17 protein-coding genes are annotated in these 16,044 nt (G+C 44.1%); 8 read left to right on the forward strand and 9 right to left on the reverse strand.

Annotated elements, in window-relative coordinates; translation table 11 throughout:
- Window positions 1-41 precede the first annotated feature (41 nt).
- Both CLV51_RS02255 and CLV51_RS02260 read right to left on the reverse strand, forming a co-directional pair.
- Complete coding sequence (locus tag CLV51_RS02255) at window positions 42-1,457, reverse strand: TolC family protein (protein WP_106526386.1); 1,416 nt, start codon at window positions 1,455-1,457, stop codon at window positions 42-44.
- A 111-nt stretch (window positions 1,458-1,568) separates the two neighbouring features.
- Window positions 1,569-2,432 carry a helix-turn-helix domain-containing protein gene (locus tag CLV51_RS02260; RefSeq protein ID WP_106526387.1) on the reverse strand — a complete coding sequence of 288 codons (864 nt, stop codon included), beginning with the start codon at window positions 2,430-2,432 and terminating at the stop codon, window positions 1,569-1,571.
- 138 nt (window positions 2,433-2,570) lie between these two features.
- On the opposite strand from CLV51_RS02260, the gene ispG reads away from it, so the two are divergent.
- The 6 genes from ispG (at window position 2,571) to CLV51_RS02290 (ending at window position 8,569) form a co-directional block, all read left to right on the forward strand.
- The gene (gene ispG / locus CLV51_RS02265; protein ID WP_106526388.1) at window positions 2,571-4,532 is read left to right on the forward strand and encodes a (E)-4-hydroxy-3-methylbut-2-enyl-diphosphate synthase; all 1,962 of its coding nucleotides are present in this window, start codon (window positions 2,571-2,573) and stop codon (window positions 4,530-4,532) included.
- Between the two features lie 82 nt (window positions 4,533-4,614).
- A complete protein-coding gene (locus tag CLV51_RS02270) occupies window positions 4,615-4,971 on the forward strand; it encodes a hypothetical protein (protein ID WP_106526389.1) in 357 nt (118 codons plus the stop codon).
- Between the two features lie 295 nt (window positions 4,972-5,266).
- Window positions 5,267-6,286, forward strand: coding sequence for a c-type cytochrome (locus CLV51_RS02275; RefSeq protein ID WP_106526390.1), 1,020 nt, complete (start codon window positions 5,267-5,269; stop codon window positions 6,284-6,286).
- A gap of 20 nt (window positions 6,287-6,306) precedes the next feature.
- On the forward strand, window positions 6,307-6,723 hold the full coding sequence (locus CLV51_RS02280) for a DsrE family protein (RefSeq protein ID WP_106526391.1): 417 nt from the start codon (window positions 6,307-6,309) through the stop codon (window positions 6,721-6,723).
- A 9-nt stretch (window positions 6,724-6,732) separates the two neighbouring features.
- Window positions 6,733-7,653, forward strand: a complete 921-nt coding sequence (locus tag CLV51_RS02285) for a molybdate ABC transporter substrate-binding protein (protein ID WP_245898600.1) — start codon at window positions 6,733-6,735, stop codon at window positions 7,651-7,653.
- Between the two features lie 22 nt (window positions 7,654-7,675).
- Complete coding sequence (locus tag CLV51_RS02290) at window positions 7,676-8,569, forward strand: LysR substrate-binding domain-containing protein (RefSeq protein WP_106526393.1); 894 nt, start codon at window positions 7,676-7,678, stop codon at window positions 8,567-8,569.
- A 16-nt stretch (window positions 8,570-8,585) separates the two neighbouring features.
- On the opposite strand, the gene CLV51_RS02295 is transcribed toward CLV51_RS02290, so the two are convergent.
- On the reverse strand, window positions 8,586-9,092 hold the full coding sequence (locus CLV51_RS02295) for a GNAT family N-acetyltransferase (protein ID WP_106526394.1): 507 nt from the start codon (window positions 9,090-9,092) through the stop codon (window positions 8,586-8,588).
- 32 nt (window positions 9,093-9,124) lie between these two features.
- Window positions 9,125-9,874 carry a metal-dependent hydrolase gene (locus CLV51_RS02300; RefSeq protein WP_106526395.1) on the reverse strand — a complete coding sequence of 250 codons (750 nt, stop codon included), beginning with the start codon at window positions 9,872-9,874 and terminating at the stop codon, window positions 9,125-9,127.
- Between the two features lie 156 nt (window positions 9,875-10,030).
- On the opposite strand from CLV51_RS02300, the gene CLV51_RS02305 reads away from it, so the two are divergent.
- Entirely contained in the window at window positions 10,031-12,112 is a 2,082-nt protein-coding gene (locus CLV51_RS02305; protein ID WP_106526396.1) for a TonB-dependent receptor family protein, read from the forward strand.
- Window positions 12,113-12,182: 70 nt separating this feature from the next.
- Here the strand turns inward: CLV51_RS02305 and CLV51_RS02310 are convergent, their stop codons facing one another.
- The 4 genes from CLV51_RS02310 to CLV51_RS02325 all read right to left on the reverse strand — a co-directional run bounded on the left by CLV51_RS02310 (window position 12,183) and on the right by CLV51_RS02325 (window position 14,416).
- Complete coding sequence (locus tag CLV51_RS02310; RefSeq protein WP_106526397.1) at window positions 12,183-12,674, reverse strand: lipocalin family protein; 492 nt, start codon at window positions 12,672-12,674, stop codon at window positions 12,183-12,185.
- Window positions 12,675-12,803: 129 nt separating this feature from the next.
- A complete protein-coding gene (locus CLV51_RS02315; RefSeq protein WP_106526398.1) occupies window positions 12,804-13,295 on the reverse strand; it encodes a hypothetical protein in 492 nt (163 codons plus the stop codon).
- A 135-nt stretch (window positions 13,296-13,430) separates the two neighbouring features.
- The gene (locus CLV51_RS02320; RefSeq protein ID WP_106526399.1) at window positions 13,431-13,913 is read right to left on the reverse strand and encodes a hypothetical protein; all 483 of its coding nucleotides are present in this window, start codon (window positions 13,911-13,913) and stop codon (window positions 13,431-13,433) included.
- Window positions 13,904-14,416 (reverse strand): RNA polymerase sigma factor, encoded by a 513-nt coding sequence (locus tag CLV51_RS02325; RefSeq protein ID WP_146151211.1) that lies wholly within the window; start codon window positions 14,414-14,416, stop codon window positions 13,904-13,906. Before CLV51_RS02325 ends, CLV51_RS02320 begins: the two co-directional genes overlap by 10 nt.
- Window positions 14,417-14,959: 543 nt before the next feature.
- Between CLV51_RS02325 and CLV51_RS02330 the strand changes: the two genes are divergently transcribed.
- A complete protein-coding gene (locus tag CLV51_RS02330) occupies window positions 14,960-15,508 on the forward strand; it encodes a hypothetical protein (protein WP_106526401.1) in 549 nt (182 codons plus the stop codon).
- Here CLV51_RS02330 and CLV51_RS02335 read toward each other — a convergent pair.
- Window positions 15,492-15,971: an SRPBCC family protein gene (locus CLV51_RS02335; RefSeq protein ID WP_106526402.1), complete on the reverse strand. Its 480-nt coding sequence runs from the start codon at window positions 15,969-15,971 to the stop codon at window positions 15,492-15,494. The two genes, CLV51_RS02330 and CLV51_RS02335, sit on opposite strands and share 17 nt — an antisense overlap.
- Window positions 15,972-16,044 lie beyond the last annotated feature (73 nt).

Genomic DNA, 16,044 nt, shown 5'->3' on the forward strand with positions numbered 1-16,044 from the left:
CGATTAGCTGTTAGCTAAATGCGCTAACTGCTAAAAGCTATTTACAGTTGATTCAAAAAAAGTTGCAGATCTCCTACAGTAGCTGATTTATAAAGGATAGCCTGCCACACACCATTGTAGGCAATATCCCTGTCGGTTTCTGCCCGGTTAATGTTATACAGGGCCTGCGCCAAATCAGCGATGTTAGACAACCCGTTTTCATACAACGTACTTTTCTGAAGAAACGCATCGCTGGCAGCTTTCAGGCCAACAGGTGCTTCCCGGTATTTTTTCACCGCATTACCAATCTGTTGTTCAGACAACTGTAACTGGTGTTGCAGCCGGTTGTAAGTTTGATTGTATTCATTCTTCAATCCTTCTGTAGTGTAGTGCTGACGCGCAACCTGTGCGTGCGTGCGCCATAAATCAGTGACGGTCCATGACAGATTGAGTCCTACGAGATAGTTGGAACGTTGTGGTTGCACGCCGGACCAATATCCCTGGCTGTAGTGGCTGAGATTAGCCGCATTGTAATCAAAATCAAAACCGGAACCACGGGTTTGCAACACGCCCATAAAAGAGAGACGTGGCATAGCGTTTTTACTGATGAACTGCTGATTAGCTTCGCTCAGCGATACCCTTGAACTGAATAATTTCAGGAGGGGTTGTTCTTTAAATGAGGCAGCATCCTGTGCAGATGCTGTTTCCAGCAGCTGATTAGGTATTTTGGTAACGAAAGTAGTGTCTAATGTAAAATCCTGCGGCGGCACATCCATCATTTCTGACAGCTTATTGCTCTGCGCATTTTCATAATTCACGGCATCAATAAGCGTAAGTTTTGCTTTAGATACTTCCGCATTGGCTATAGAACTGTCTACCCCTGCAGTTAATCCGTTCAACGCCCTGGAGACAATGATATGCTGCAGGTCCTGTGCACGTTTCAGATTAGATGCCATAGACCCGCGCAAACGCTGTGCAGCAAGGAGGTTCAGGTAAGCTCCCGCAATACGCACCTGTTGTTCAAATTTTTCCTGCTCCAGATCAGCCTTGTTGGTATTGAGTTGTTCTTTTGCTGCCTGCACTTTGGCGTGTTGGCGACCAAAGGTTACTACATCCCAGCTGATGTTAGCCAGATATAAACCACCAAATGCAGCATTCCAGTTTTGTGAAGGTAAAGCTGGTCCGGAAGCACCGGTACTCCAGCCCTTGTAACCCCAGGTAGGGCCATTTTGTCCATTTACAGTACCATAGCTGTTTTGCGCGGAAAGATTAAGATCAGGAAGATATTCTCTTTTTACAGCACTGATATTTTCAGTAGCTGCCTGGGCATAGTTTTCTTTTGCTTTTATGGACTGATAATTCTTCAATCCTGTTTGTAAGGCTTCTTGCAAGGTAAGCGGGCGGGTTTGACCCATCACGGCCGCTGAACTGCATCCTGCTGTAATAGCCAGCAGGAAAAGCGGTTTCCAGATGTTCATAAATAATCTATAGCGTCTAAAAAAAGCCTTTGATACGGGCTGGCGAATAAGAATGCAAATATAGCCGGAGGTGGGGGGTTGGTGTTAGGACAATTCAGCTATTGACTTGTACTATTTGAACATCATCTCACGAAAATCCTGTGGAGAGATACCTGTATTATTTTTAAAAAAGCGGCTAAAGTAGGCAGGGTCCTCGAATCCAAGCTCATAGCAGATCTCCTTGACACTTTTATGACTAAAGGCAAGGTTGCGCTTTGATTCCAGCACAATGCGGTCGTGCAGGAGTTCTGTAACGGTACGACCGGTAGTATCCTTGGTGATTTCGTTGAGTCTTTTGGGCGTGAGCGCAAAGGCGTTGGCATAAAAAGTTACCTGGTGCTCAGTTTGATAGTGCTGTTCCAGCAGGCGGCGAAGCTGTACCACCCTGCCATCGTGGCTAAGTGGCATCATCGTTTCGCTGGCATTACGTTTCTTTTCGCGTTCTGCCAGCAGCAGAAATGCGTTGAGATAATGTTTCACGATACCTTTGTTACAGGAAGGTGCGCAATTGATTTCTCTTGCCATCAGCTCAGTTAAGCCCAGAAAGGATTTGCCGGTATTTTCACTGATAGTAATAGGACCGTATCCATGCCAGTGGTCAAAGAGATTGGAGAAGTCGTACAGCGTTTCTTTATCGTGCTTATTTGTAAAATAGAATTGTTCTGTAAAATACATGAAATACCCCTCCCGCTCACAGTCCAGCTGATGTACCTGTCCGGGACGCAGCAGGAATAACATATTATCATCTACATCATACCATACGAAATCCACCATGTGTCTGCCTTTGCCTTTGATAAACCAAATAATCTGGAAGTGGTCATGGCGATGAGGCTGATCCGTTAGTTCATTACGAAATGCGCCCAGGGGGGAGATATTAAACTGCCCTTTAAACGGCAATTGCTGGTAAGGTATGTCTATGCTTCTATTCGCTAACATAAGAAGACCAAATTTACGCTATTATGCCCTATTTGTAACCGTTTGCATCTGCCGTTCGTGGAATTTAATGTAGCTTTAAGGCGCGGAAATTATACCCCGCAGGTTTATTAACTTTGCACCGGAGGAAAACAAAAACGTATGCAACTTTATTGCAACTCTCTAACAGAATACAAGCGACTGGCCACACTGGAAGTAAAGGTGGGTGATCTGATTATTGGAAATTTTAACCCGGTACGTATCCAGACAATGACCACTACGGACACGATGGATACTGCAGCCACAGTAGCACAAACCATTCGTTGTATCGAGGCAGGCGCTGAACTGGTGCGCATTACTGCTCCCAGTAAAAAAGAAGCAGATAACCTGCTCCTCATCAAAAACGAATTACACAAAAGAGGTTATACTACTCCCCTGGTAGCTGATATTCACTTTACACCCAATGCCGCAGAAATAGCTGCGCGCATAGTGGAGAAAGTACGCGTGAACCCGGGAAATTATGTAGATAAAAAGAAATTTGAACAGATAGATTACACTGATAGTGAATACCTGGAAGAGATAGACCGTATCCGTGAGCGGTTTACGCCGCTGGTAAAGATCTGCAAAGAGTATGGTACTGCTATGCGTATAGGTACCAACCATGGCTCTTTGAGCGATCGCATTATGAGTCGTTATGGCGATACCCCCATGGGCATGGTAGAAAGTGCCATGGAATTTTTACGTATCGCTGAAGACCTGCACTACCAGAATATTATACTGAGCATGAAGGCCAGTAATCCGCAGGTAATGGTACAGGCTTACCGCTTGCTCGTACAAACTATGCAGCAGGAGCTGGGCCACTGCTACCCATTACACCTGGGTGTAACAGAAGCCGGCGATGGTGAAGATGGTCGCATTAAATCCGCCATTGGTATCGGCACTTTGCTGGAAGATGGCGTAGGTGATACCATTCGCGTATCGCTGACAGAGGATCCTGAATTTGAACTACCAGTGTGTAAGGATATTGTGAAGAGATATACCCAACGTAATGATCATACTCCGATTCCTCCTGTAGACCAGGTTCCCTACTCTCCTTTCTCTTACAAACGCCGTGAAACTATACACGTAGAAAATGTAGGAGAAAAGCAGGTACCCGTAGTGATAGCGGATTACAGCGGTAATACAAATATTCAACCTGCAGACCTTAACGCTATCGGCTATACGTACGATGAACCAAGTGACAAGTGGAATATAGGTGATGCAGCAGCAGATTATATCTATACCGGTAAACAGATTCCTTCATTCGGACTACCCGGTACATTAAGAGTGGTTGTAGATGCCGGCTACTGGCAGACATTAGCCGATAAAGAAAATCACGTTCCTTATTTCGATGCCAGGTCTTATGTACAGGCCAACCCGCAAGGCAATACCGGCCGTATCAATTTTGTGCAATTTGATTGCAATCACCTGGACACAGCTGATCAGCAACAATTATTGCTACAATTAGCAAATCCGGCTGTTGCTGCCAGTACCATTCTGGTTGCTGCTGCCACCTGCAGCAATGCCATGGCTGCGATAAGGCGGTTATTCATTTTACTGCTGGAAAAAAATATAGCTGTTCCCGTTATTATTCATAGTATCAGCCAACAGCCTTCGGCAGATGAACACCTTATCCACCATGCTACTGAAGCAGGTGCTTTATTGCTGGATGGTTTTGGTGACGGACTCTGGTTAACCAACCAGGACAATGCAGCTGCGCAAGCGGCCACCCTGAACAATATAGCATTTGGTATTTTACAGGCTACCCGTACCCGTATATCCAAAACGGAATATATTTCCTGTCCTTCCTGCGGCCGCACGCTGTTTGATTTACAGGAAACCACCGCCCGCATTCGTGCAGTGACGCATCACCTGAAGGGCGTTAAAATAGCCATCATGGGCTGTATCGTTAACGGTCCGGGTGAAATGGCAGATGCCGATTTTGGTTATGTAGGCAGCGGTGTTGGCAAAATTACACTCTACAAGGGCAAAGACATTGTGAAGCGTGGTTTGAATAGCGATGTGGCTGTAAATGAGCTTATTAACCTCATTCGTGATAATGGTATGTGGGTGGAGAAGAATTAATTATTAAATATTCCTTAAAAATATACGGCAACAAGTTCATCAATGAAGAAAAAACCTTAATTTTTGGCAAAACATATTTGATATGAAAAAGCTCCTCATCGGATTTTTGGCCATGTTCATGGGTTTAACTGTGGCAATGGCACAAGCTCCTGCCGCCGCTCCTGTTAAAAAAGAAGCAAAAACCACTAAAACTAAAGCTGAAAAAACTGAGAAAAAAGCAGAGAAAAAAGCTGAAAAAGTTAAACCAGCAGAAAAACCTGCCGCTCCTGCAGCAGCCGCAACAGATACTAAAACAAAGAAAGACGGCACTCCTGACAAGCGTTATAAAGAAAACAAAACCAGTGCAGCTCCTGCCGCAGGACCTAAAAAGAAAAATGGTACTCCGGATATGCGCTACAAGGCAAATAACAAGAACGCAGGAAAGAAGAAAACTTCCTGATCCTGACGAAGATCATTTAGCACTCATGTAAAAATATTTATTTTAAAGACCCGTACAGCTAACGTCTGTACGGGTTTTTTCATGCTAATAACCGCTTAAATCTCCGCTCATCAGTATAATCATTCTAATCACAGAAATCATAGTTCTTTTATTTACTTTTATCGCTTCATTTTATCTATAACTTAAATATATAGATAGCTATAACCTGAAGTTATTACTTATAGCTATTTGTTATTTGACATCACTTTGGTGGGACACTACTTTTGTACTGTCATTCACCAACCTGTAATTTTAAATGGAGCACAACGATAGGAAGACCCAACATTATAAACGGACTATATTCAAATTATTTGCCTGCCTGTTCATGCTGGTGATGCTGATAGGCTTTGAAACATTTTTCGTTTGTTGCCACACGTTATGGAGACAGCCCGGCAACACCAATCGTCAACCGGTAACAAGTATTTCCACTGCAATTACTCCTCTATGGCAGCCGCCGGCTGTTACCACTATACCAGCCGGTGAAAAGGGAACAGCCATCCTGTATGGTCAGGCACTCATTGCGGCAACAGCCCGCTACCTGGGGCCCAAAGGCAGTGTACTGCATATTTCCAATGGCATGAATTGCCAGAACTGCCACCTCCGGGCAGGCACAAAACCTTTTGGTAATAACTACAGTTTAGTAGCTGCTTCCTATCCTAAATTCAGGGCCAGGTCAAACAGCAGTGAGTCCCTTAATAAACGCATTAGCGACTGTTTTGAGCGCAGCTTAAACGGTATCGCACCAGATAGCACCAGCAAAGAAATGATGGCTATAAAAGCCTATATTGAATGGCTGGGCAGCGAGGTGAAGAAAGGCGAACAACCGGAAGGTGCCGGCATCAAAAAAGTAGCGCTGCTATCCCGCCCTGCTGATATGGACAAAGGTCATAAGGTATATACACAACAATGTCAAAGCTGCCATGGCGCCAGTGGTGAAGGGGTATTACATACAGACGGCACCGTTTACACCTATCCTCCCTTGTGGGGCCCAAACAGCTACAATGATGCCGCCGGATTATACCGCCTCTCCAACTTCGCCGGTTATGTGAAATATAATATGCCGTTTGGCGTAGATTATGACAGCCCAAAACTCACAGACGAAGAAGCGTGGGATGTGGCAGCATTCATTAACTCACAGCCCCGCCCGCATAAAGATCAATCCGCCGACTGGCACGATATAAAACAAAAGCCGGCAGACTTTCCATTTGGCCCTTATGCAGATAACTTCTCTGAAAACCAACATAAATACGGACCTTATAAAACCATGCAACCTTAATTGTTAAACATTAGATGACTATGAAAAAAGTAATCCTCCTGTTCTGCCTCTTTAGCCTGTTAGTCATGCAATATGCCATGGGTCAGCGCAAAACCAGGTACAAAGCTATTTATCAGCTCAATAGTGATGATGATAAGACGATCCGAAATACCCTCCGCAATATCAAAAATGCACTGGAAGATCCACGTTTGCAGACCGTAACCATCGAACTGGTGGCACATGGCGGCGGAGTTACCGCCTTCAAAAAAGATCACCCGTATGAAGAACTGTTGCAGGAGCTGAAAACACGCGGTGTGATATTAGTAGAGTGCGAGAATACAATGAGAGAAAGGAACATATCAAAAGAAGAATTATTTCCCTTCATTAAATATACACCCAGCGGCAATGGCGAACTGATAATTAAACAGCAGGAAGGCTGGTCTTATGTACACCCATAAACGAAAACAATGATGAAACATTTTGCTATATGGCTGATGGTAACATTACTATTGGCAGGAGCACTTCATGCACAGGATCATCGGTTTGATCCGCCCTGGAATACACCACCAGTTGCAAGCGTAGCATTTACTGTACCAGGTATTGATAATGTACCTGATCTCTACGGCGATATCATTGACCCACAACTGGTCATCTTTTTTGCAGGAAATCAGTTTATGGTAATTGACTCCCTGATCAGCGATTTCAAAAAAGAATACCCACAATATCAAAGAGTATTTGCAGAAACACTGCCACCAGGTATCCTGGCGCAACAGATACTCACAGGATCCCTGGTATTGGGCAATCTCCGCATTGATATCAAACCGGATATTTACACCGCAGGTAAAGGCCGTATTGATCAGCTCCGGGATAGTTTTGCCGTAGTTAAAAACTACGCAGGCAATACCCTCGCTATAATGGTACAAAAGGGGAACCCTAAAAAAATTACCAGGCTGGCTGACCTTGCCCGTAAAGATGTAAACGTAAGTATGCCCAATCCCGCCTGGGAAGGCATTGGCAAACGCATAGAAGAAGCCTGTGTGAAAGCCGGTGGCACACAGCTGCAACAAAGTATTATGAAAGAAAAGGTAGAAAAAGGCTCTACTTATCTCACAAAAATCCATCACCGGGAAACGCCGCTACGCATTTTATACAAACAATCAGATGCAGGCCCTGTATGGTTTACAGAGGCTTATTATCAACAAATGCTACATCATCCCGTAGCAACAGTAGCTATTCCTGAAAAGGAAAATATCAAAGCATCTTACTGGGCCGGCATACTGAAAACAGCACCACATCCACAGGCAGCAAAGGATTTTCTGGCCTTCCTCATGAGTGATCGCGGACAGGGTATTTATAAGCACTTTGGGTTTACGCCGCCAGAGTTGTAAGGTAATTTTGTATTTTTAGTGCATGTTCGACTTCAGACTCAGGGTATTTCATACCGTAGCCAAGCGCCTCAGCTTCACCAAAGCTGCAGAGGAATTATACATTTCACAACCGGCTGTTACCAAACATATTCATGAATTGGAGCAACAACTGGGCATGGCGCTGTTTGAACGAATAGGTAACAAAATAAAATTAACCCGTGCAGGACAGCTGGTGATGCATCATGCTGAAATTATTTTTACCGATTACCGCAACCTGGAGTATGATGTAAATCAGCTCAAACATATGCAGGGTGGACTGTTGCCAATAGGCGCCAGTTCCACCATTGCACAATACCAGATACCTCCCCTGCTGGCAAAATTTAATCAGCGTTACCCGGATGTAAAAACATCTTTAACCAACGGCAATACCGAGCAAATAGAACAGGCCCTGTTCGAAAAAACTATTCAGCTGGGCATTATAGAAGGCAGTTCCAAAAACCCATTGCTGAAATATGTAGAGTTTGCAAAAGATGAGATTGTGCTGGTAGGTAATGTAAAACAACAGTACGGAAATGGCGAACCCCTTACTGCTGCTGATCTTAAAACCATTCCATTACTCATGCGGGAGCATGGGTCCGGTACACTGGAAGTTATTACTGAAGAGCTGAAACGATTGAAACTGAAAATCACTGACCTGAATGTAGCCATGTACATGGGGAGTACCGAAAGTATCAAATCATACCTGCATCATGCCCCCTGTGCAGCATTCATATCGTTACAAGCTGTGCAACGTGAACTGGAGGCTGGTGAATTTACTATACTGCCAGTGAAAAATTTCAGGGTAGTGAGAAAGCTCCACTTTACTTATCTGCAAGGGCAGCAAGATAAGCTGTGCCAGCTTTTCATCCGTTTTGCAAAGCAGAACCTGACGGAATAACGTTCATGCACACACGTTATTTATTAAGTAAATACCAATGTAACATTTCTCCGCTGGCACCCGTTTCCCGCATTCCCAGTTTCTGTAATACTTTCATGGAGGCGATATTGGTTACATCACATTCGGCAATTAGTTTTTTTACATGTGGTTGCTGAAATGCCCAGTCAACAAGTGCTGCTGCTGCTTCCTCCATATATCCCATACGACGGTATTCCGGTAATATGGAGTAGCCAATTTCCACCACGCCATTTTTATCCGGCCTTCCTTTAAAACCCGCATCTCCTAACACTTTTTTTTCCGCTACGGAAACAATAATCCAGAGCATCCATGGAAATGATTTTGGATCGTGCTGAAGCAGTTCAATAAAATGAGGCAATTGTTCTTTAAGGTCTGGCTGTGGCCAGTCCGCTGGTATGTATGCCCCTAGCGTTTCCGATGCGTGAGGATGTTCTAAATAGATCTCCGTCAGCAAAGGCAAGCGGCAAGGATATAGTAATAGACGATCTGTTCTGAGGGGCAACATGAACAATTAATTTACAAATTTCCTACGCGTCGCTACCAGTTGCCATTTTTAATACCTGCTGTGTCCATTTCTTCACCCGCTTGCAGCGCATGAATCTGTAACCGTTCTATATCTTCTGTTAGCGCTTTCAGTCGTTCAGGCGTACCCGTGAGTGTAGCCATAGTACCATAATGACAAGGAATCACATGTTTTACTTTGAGCAGCCGTGTAGCAAAAGCGGCTTCCAGCGGCCCCATAGTAAACCTGTCGCCAATAGGTAAGATGGCAATATCCGGCTCATAAATTTCTCCTATCAATTCCATATCGCCAAACACGGAAGTATCGCCGGAATAATATACGGAAATATCATCGCTCATCCACACAATAAATCCGTTGGAGGCATGAGGATAACCAATTTTACCATCAGGCAAATTTATCTGTGCAAAATGAAAAGCATTCGTCATTGTTACCTTCACATCCAGAATAGACACGGTACCACCGGCATTCATCGGCTCAAAAACATGAAGCGGTACACCCTGTTCCTGTAAATACCAGCGAACAATAGGATTAGCAATGACCTTAGGGGAATACGTACGGATAATGTCCACTAATTTTGTATCCAGATGATCACTGTGACCATGTGTAATCAGGATCAGGTCTATCTTCTCCGGAATAGTAATATCAGGAGGAAGAACAGGATTGCCTGTATACCAGGGATCTATCAAAATAACATGACCTTCGGGCGTAGTTATTTTGAAACTGGCATGTGCCAGTAGCTGAATTTTAGAATGCTGCGTGCTCATAAATAACCTGGTGTTTGACTATTGCTATCTAAATATACTATTTCTAATAGTATTCCGCTTTTGCGTATTTTTTTTCCCGATTACGAAAATAAACAACCCGGCAGCCCGCTACCTTTGCCTCCGCAAAAGCAACAACCATCACGCTAATCACACTATATGTATAAAACTGTAGCACTATTATTGGCTTTCCCGTTAGCCACAGGCCAATTATGGGCCCAACAATCATCTACACACACCAGGGATACAACCGCTATTAAAAACCGTGTATTAAATACCGTGATCATTACGGCAGGAGGCATTCAGCAACAGATAAAGGGCATGGATGCTACCATCCAGGTGCTGGAAAGGAAACAGCTGGAAGAAGCAGGCATTAAATCACTGGATCAGGCCATGGCACGGGTTGCCGGCGCAGTATCACAGGATGAAGACGGGCGCGGACTGAAACCCAATTACAGTTTACGCGGACTCGATCCTGAACGCAGCAGCAGTGTACTCACCCTGGTAGATGGCAAGATCCCCAGTGGTACCATGTATTACGGTGATCCCGGTGGCTATTATATGATGCCGCTTAACCAGGTAGAACGAATCGAAGTTATTAAAGGCGGTGCCACGGCAGTACTTTTTGGTGGCTACACCATTGGTGGTGTGGTAAACCTCGTTACGCGCAAAGCGCCCTTTAATCCGGAAACCCGCGTAGAGCTGGGCTATAGCAGCTGGAACGAATTCACTGCACAGGTTAATACCGGTGCCCGCAAAGGCAAATTTGATTATTGGATCAACGGTTATCACCGTCAGGGCGATGGTCCACGCGAAGACAGGAGCCAGTTCAATGTAAATAATGTAACCGCACGTATTGGTATACAGGCCGATTCTACTACACGTTTATCTGTATACCTCGACGGCTATACGGAGAACTCCCAAACACCCGGAGGGCTTACCCAGCAACAGTTTGAGCAAAACCCAAGGCAAGTACAAAATCCTTATGACGATTTTATCTCCAAAAGATTTAGTGCGCATATCAGTCTTGATAAACAATTAAGCAAATACGATCAGCTAAGCATTGCGGCTTATGGAAATTACTTTATCCGCGACTGGTACCTTTCCAGGAAAGGTGCTACCGGTAAATACACAGATGTCACCGGATACATACGCGACCTGCCCGCAGCTGGTACTGTGGCGGATTACAAGCTGAGTCGCCCGCTGGGAAATCATGAAAATTTATTTATTGCGGGTACCCGTTTGCATACAGACAGGTATAACAATGGCACCATGAAAGGTTTCTCACCGGGAGCACATATCGGGCAAATGACCGGATTTAAAGCCACTTCTACTTTTAGTACAGAATTGTACGTGTACGATAAGTTCCATATCACCGGGCCATTCTCCCTATCTGGCGGATTACGTTACAGTGATATTAATTATAAAGAAAATAATTACACCATCCAGAATCCGGATAAAAGCATTGGCCGTTCAGACCGTACTAATGTACAGGCATGGGTTTATTCACTGGGCGCCAACTATACTTTCAGCGACCGTGCTGAAGTGTTTACCAGCCTGTCACGTGGCTTTCAGCCGCCACTGATCTACGATGTACTGGATGCGGGCACCATTGACAAAGGCATTACGCTGAAGCCTCAATACTCCATGAATTATGAAATAGGTACACGGATCTCGCCCGTAAAGTGGCTACAGCTGCAATTGAGCGCGTACTATCTCAACTTTAAAGACAAGATCATTTATGATGGTAATGCTGGTGTATCCAAAAATATAGCCGCATCGGAGCACAAAGGAATAGAAGCAGAATTGCAAACATCGGAGTGGAAAGGCTTTTCCGCCTTTATAACAGCTACCTATCAGGAAGCAAAAATCAGCAAGGGAGATAATAAGGGCAACTACCTGCGTTATGCTCCAACACAGCTGCTGGCAACGGGTTTACAGTACAGACGTACCATTGCCAATGGTACCTTCAACACTAACCTCTCCTACAATTATGTAGGTAAACAATATACCGATGAAAACAATAGCAACATTGCCAGTGCTGATGGTAACACCGGGCCTGTACCGGCTTATCATTATGCTAACCTGCATGTTAATTATGAGAGAACGCGCTGGGGAATCAGGCTGGGTGTGAATAATCTCACCGATGAAAAATATTTCAATCGTCGCTGGGACTTCTGGGGAGGCATAATGCCCGCGCCAGGCCGCAATTTCCAGTCGTCTGTATTTGTAAAATTCTGATGAACCCTTATATAAAAAAGAAAAGGTTTGCTCGCAGGAGCAAACCTTTCTTTTTATATCGTCCGTAAAATTATTTACGTTGTAATGTATAGATGATAGCAGCGGATTTATTTTCAAAATTCACATTTGCTCTCCAGGTCATGATACTACCGGCACCGGTAACTTCTACCCTGTATCCGTCTGTTACGTTTTTAGCTTTCACACCTGTCAGGAGCTTTTTGAATCCAAACATAGTTACACCACCTTGTTTGGTCAGCGTCCATGCGATGTTTTGTGTAACAGGGCTGCAACCATTATCAGTAGAGGATATTGCGTAAGAGCCATTGGCATTGTTATCAGGCAGGATCCATTGGCTACCGATAAAACATTTGGCAGACGCTTCATCAAAAACGGTTACTTTGGCATTATCAGGTATCCCTTCATAACGAATATCAGTTAATACCCAGTTACCTTTTACTGAGCTTTTAGTGATGTCCTGTGTAACACCTTGTTTTGGAGAGCAGGATGATCCGAAAATGGCGATCATCGCCAGAAATAACGCTGCTAATGAAAAATTTTTCATGGGAAATTAATTTGTGTGTTTAAATGCTCAAGTACTCAACACGCAGTTACCAAATAAGGTTTATAACAGCCGGAATACGGTGGCAAGTTCAGCATTTGCAAGAAACGTACCAAATGAAAAGTGAAGCTGTCAGGGGTGTGCCGGAGATGGATTAGCGGGTACGGGCATTTTCAGTCTGATGAGCACTTCTTCCAGTTGTGCAGCGCGCTGATAAAAATACCAGGTGCTGGCCGCCAGCGACATGGACAGCACAATAACAGCAATGAAGGCACAGCGCCACCAGATACTCACGGAAATACGACGATTCCAGCCAGGTTGAAGATTAATGTAGGTTGGGCCATTTTGTTGATGTTCATTTGTATTATAACCATTGTTGTGATGCTTGCCTTGCCGGTTACGTGGCCGGATACGCCGGAGCACTGTATCTTTCAGCTCTTCCGGGGGATGCACTGCTTCTTCCAGCAATTTACCTTCTATCCTGAGCGCTACTGTGGTCATTTCCACATCCAGCAAAGGATACAGCTGGCGCAGGTATAAGAGTTCCTCTTCCTGTTCAGTTGTAGCAAGTCCGAGTAGGTAACGCTCAATTATGCCACTTTCTATGTAATTATTTATATTCAAAATGTTGTTTTATAAAAATCAACCACCTATAAAACATGGTTAATTAATATTATATCTATAAATACGATTCCACACGTCGTGCGGATTCTCAAAACGATAAAATATTTTCTGATAACGATCTTGGGGCAGCAGAAATTATAAGAAGAATATATTTTGTTGTTGTTCCTGATTAAAAGGAACATTTGCCGCTGGCATATTTAAGCCATGTTGTTCCTGCGACTGACGGTATTTGAGATAATAAAAGATAGCCAGGAACAAGAATATTTTAGACATTATAAAGAAGATAATAAAGAATACCCTCCACCAGCGGTGTACAGTAATATGGTCGCCATCTTTAGGCTGAATGTTGATAAATGTATAGTTAGAGTTCAACTCAGACTGACCACTACCCTGCTCCCACCTGATTTTTTGCAGCACGCGATCACGCACTTCCATTGGAGGCATGGCCGGCTCATCGAAAGCAGCTCTTTCCAAACGGCGCTCAACTAGCTCCACTTCCGTATCCAGATCTGGATAAAGTCTTCGCATTTGTTGCAGTTCTTCCACTTCATCTTCAGTGGCAAGACCCAAAACAAAGGACTCGATGATACCGCTTTCTATGTAGAATTTTAGTTCCAAGTATCTTTTAAGAATTTCCTGAAAGCTTTCATAGCAGCTCCCAGCGTTTCATTTATTTGCCCCTCTGGTACAGCCAGTAAGCGAGCTATCGTTGTGATTGATAATCCTTTGAAATAACTGAGCCGGAACACCTGTAGCTCATCGGCTGTCAGTTCTAAACAAAATTGTTGCAAAATACCTTCTTCTCTTTCCATCAGTTCCGTACCTGTTAGCGCTGTTTCAGGTAAGGCTTCTTTGATAGCAAATTCCCTTGTCTTGCGCATCAGCCAGGCAAATAAAGTGCAGTAACCGGATGTGCTGAATGTTTCAATGTGATGGAAGGCCCATGTAAATACGCTTACTATTATATCATTCGCCTTGTTCTTCATGGGAACCAATTGGATAACCATGCTGTAAAGCGCCCCTGCGTAGCGGTCATATAATAGCTCCCGGGCTGCAGGATCTCCTATCACTAATCGCTCTATGAGCATTTGCTCACTTATATGTGCCAAATCTCTCCGCAAAGAAGTTGTGTACCGGTTTAGTTTGCTAATATATATAAAATGATCAGATAAGTGTCGTCACGGCTAATATGAATTTATCAACATACATAGCTAAAATGGATAACTACTCACATCTTCATGTTATATAACCCATACTGTTGCTTCAGTATCGGTGCTAATTCCCGGATCAATTCAAACCCCGGTTATCGTACATATGCCTGGCCTCCGGCATCAGATAGCAGCTGCATCAGCAGTTGCAGCGAGGCGATAGCTAAGTGTACCCATAACCGTTAGATTACGCCCTGCCAGTCTCCAACAATTCCTGTCCTTATTTTGTTGGACATAAACAGGTAATCATTCATGACAAAGCATAAAATTACAATTTGGCTTAACGCATATTAAGTTTTTTTGTTGCACGATAACTTCGGAGAAAACAACCAGACATGTCTCATATCGCTGTCACCGGAAAACATTCTGTTGGGAACATCACTTTGTTAATACCTTTATCGCGGAAAACTATTCCCGGCTATTAACGTTATCTATCAAAATAAAAACTCATTATTTATGCGCCTCAAAACTATTACACTCATTGCCTGCGCACTGACAGCAGCATCCTGTAATAACACTGGTAAAAAAACAGCTGCAGATAGTACTGCTATCAACGGCATCGCTGATACGGCTATGAATATCCAGGCCGCCCCCAACAGCGCACTGGATGTAAAGCCACTATCCGGCTATTTTGTAAAAAACACGATTAAAGTCACTGACAGTCTTACTTTTTGGATAATAGACAATGCTGCCTCTTTCGACAGTTTATTTGGTATGGCAAAAACCATGAGCAATACCATTGAAACCCCTGATTTTGGAACGCACCTGGTGGTAGCTGCTACTATGCCGGCCACCTATTACGGCACACAAATACAGCTGGAAGGTGCCACCGTAGACAATACTAACAATGGTGCAACCATGCATTTTGTGGCCACCTCTAACCGGCAAAAGAGTTCAGCATCTATGATGCCATTATGGATCGGCACCATTCCCAAAACAGGAAAAAGCACCATCAAACTTTATACAGGAGATAATTTAACGAAGACAATCATTGAGCAGCAGTAGATGGTGTAAACTGTTTTTTCACTGCCTCATTTCTGTAGGCAAATAATGCTTCCAGTTGTCGCTTTACAAACAGGCCATGCGCCAATTTCCCCAGCCAGCCGAAAGGCAGGCGGTAATGCACGGTATCTGTCATCTTCACACCTCCGGCTACTGCTTCGAAATGGTGCTGATGGTGCCAGATACTGTAGGGGCCTACTCTTTGCTCATCTACAAAATAAACCAGGTATTCCACATGGGTGATCTCTGTCATCCACTCCAGGGGGATGCCCGCTACCGGCGATACCTTATAGGTAATAATCTGCCCCGGATATACCTGTCCCTCAACAGGCGGAGAAGTAACACGGAAGCGCATATGGGCGGGTGTAATGTTTGTCAGATTGCCCGGAGCCGAAAAATAATCCCACACTTCTTCCAGTGACGCGGAAATCAGTTGTGTACGCTGTAATAAATAAACACTTGCCATTATATAACATTAACGAAAAAAACATGAACTTGGCTACTGGCTGGTGAAATTCGTAATTCATTAAATCAGTTCG

Source organism: Chitinophaga niastensis (assembly GCF_003014755.1).
GTDB lineage: Bacteria > Bacteroidota > Bacteroidia > Chitinophagales > Chitinophagaceae > Chitinophaga > Chitinophaga niastensis.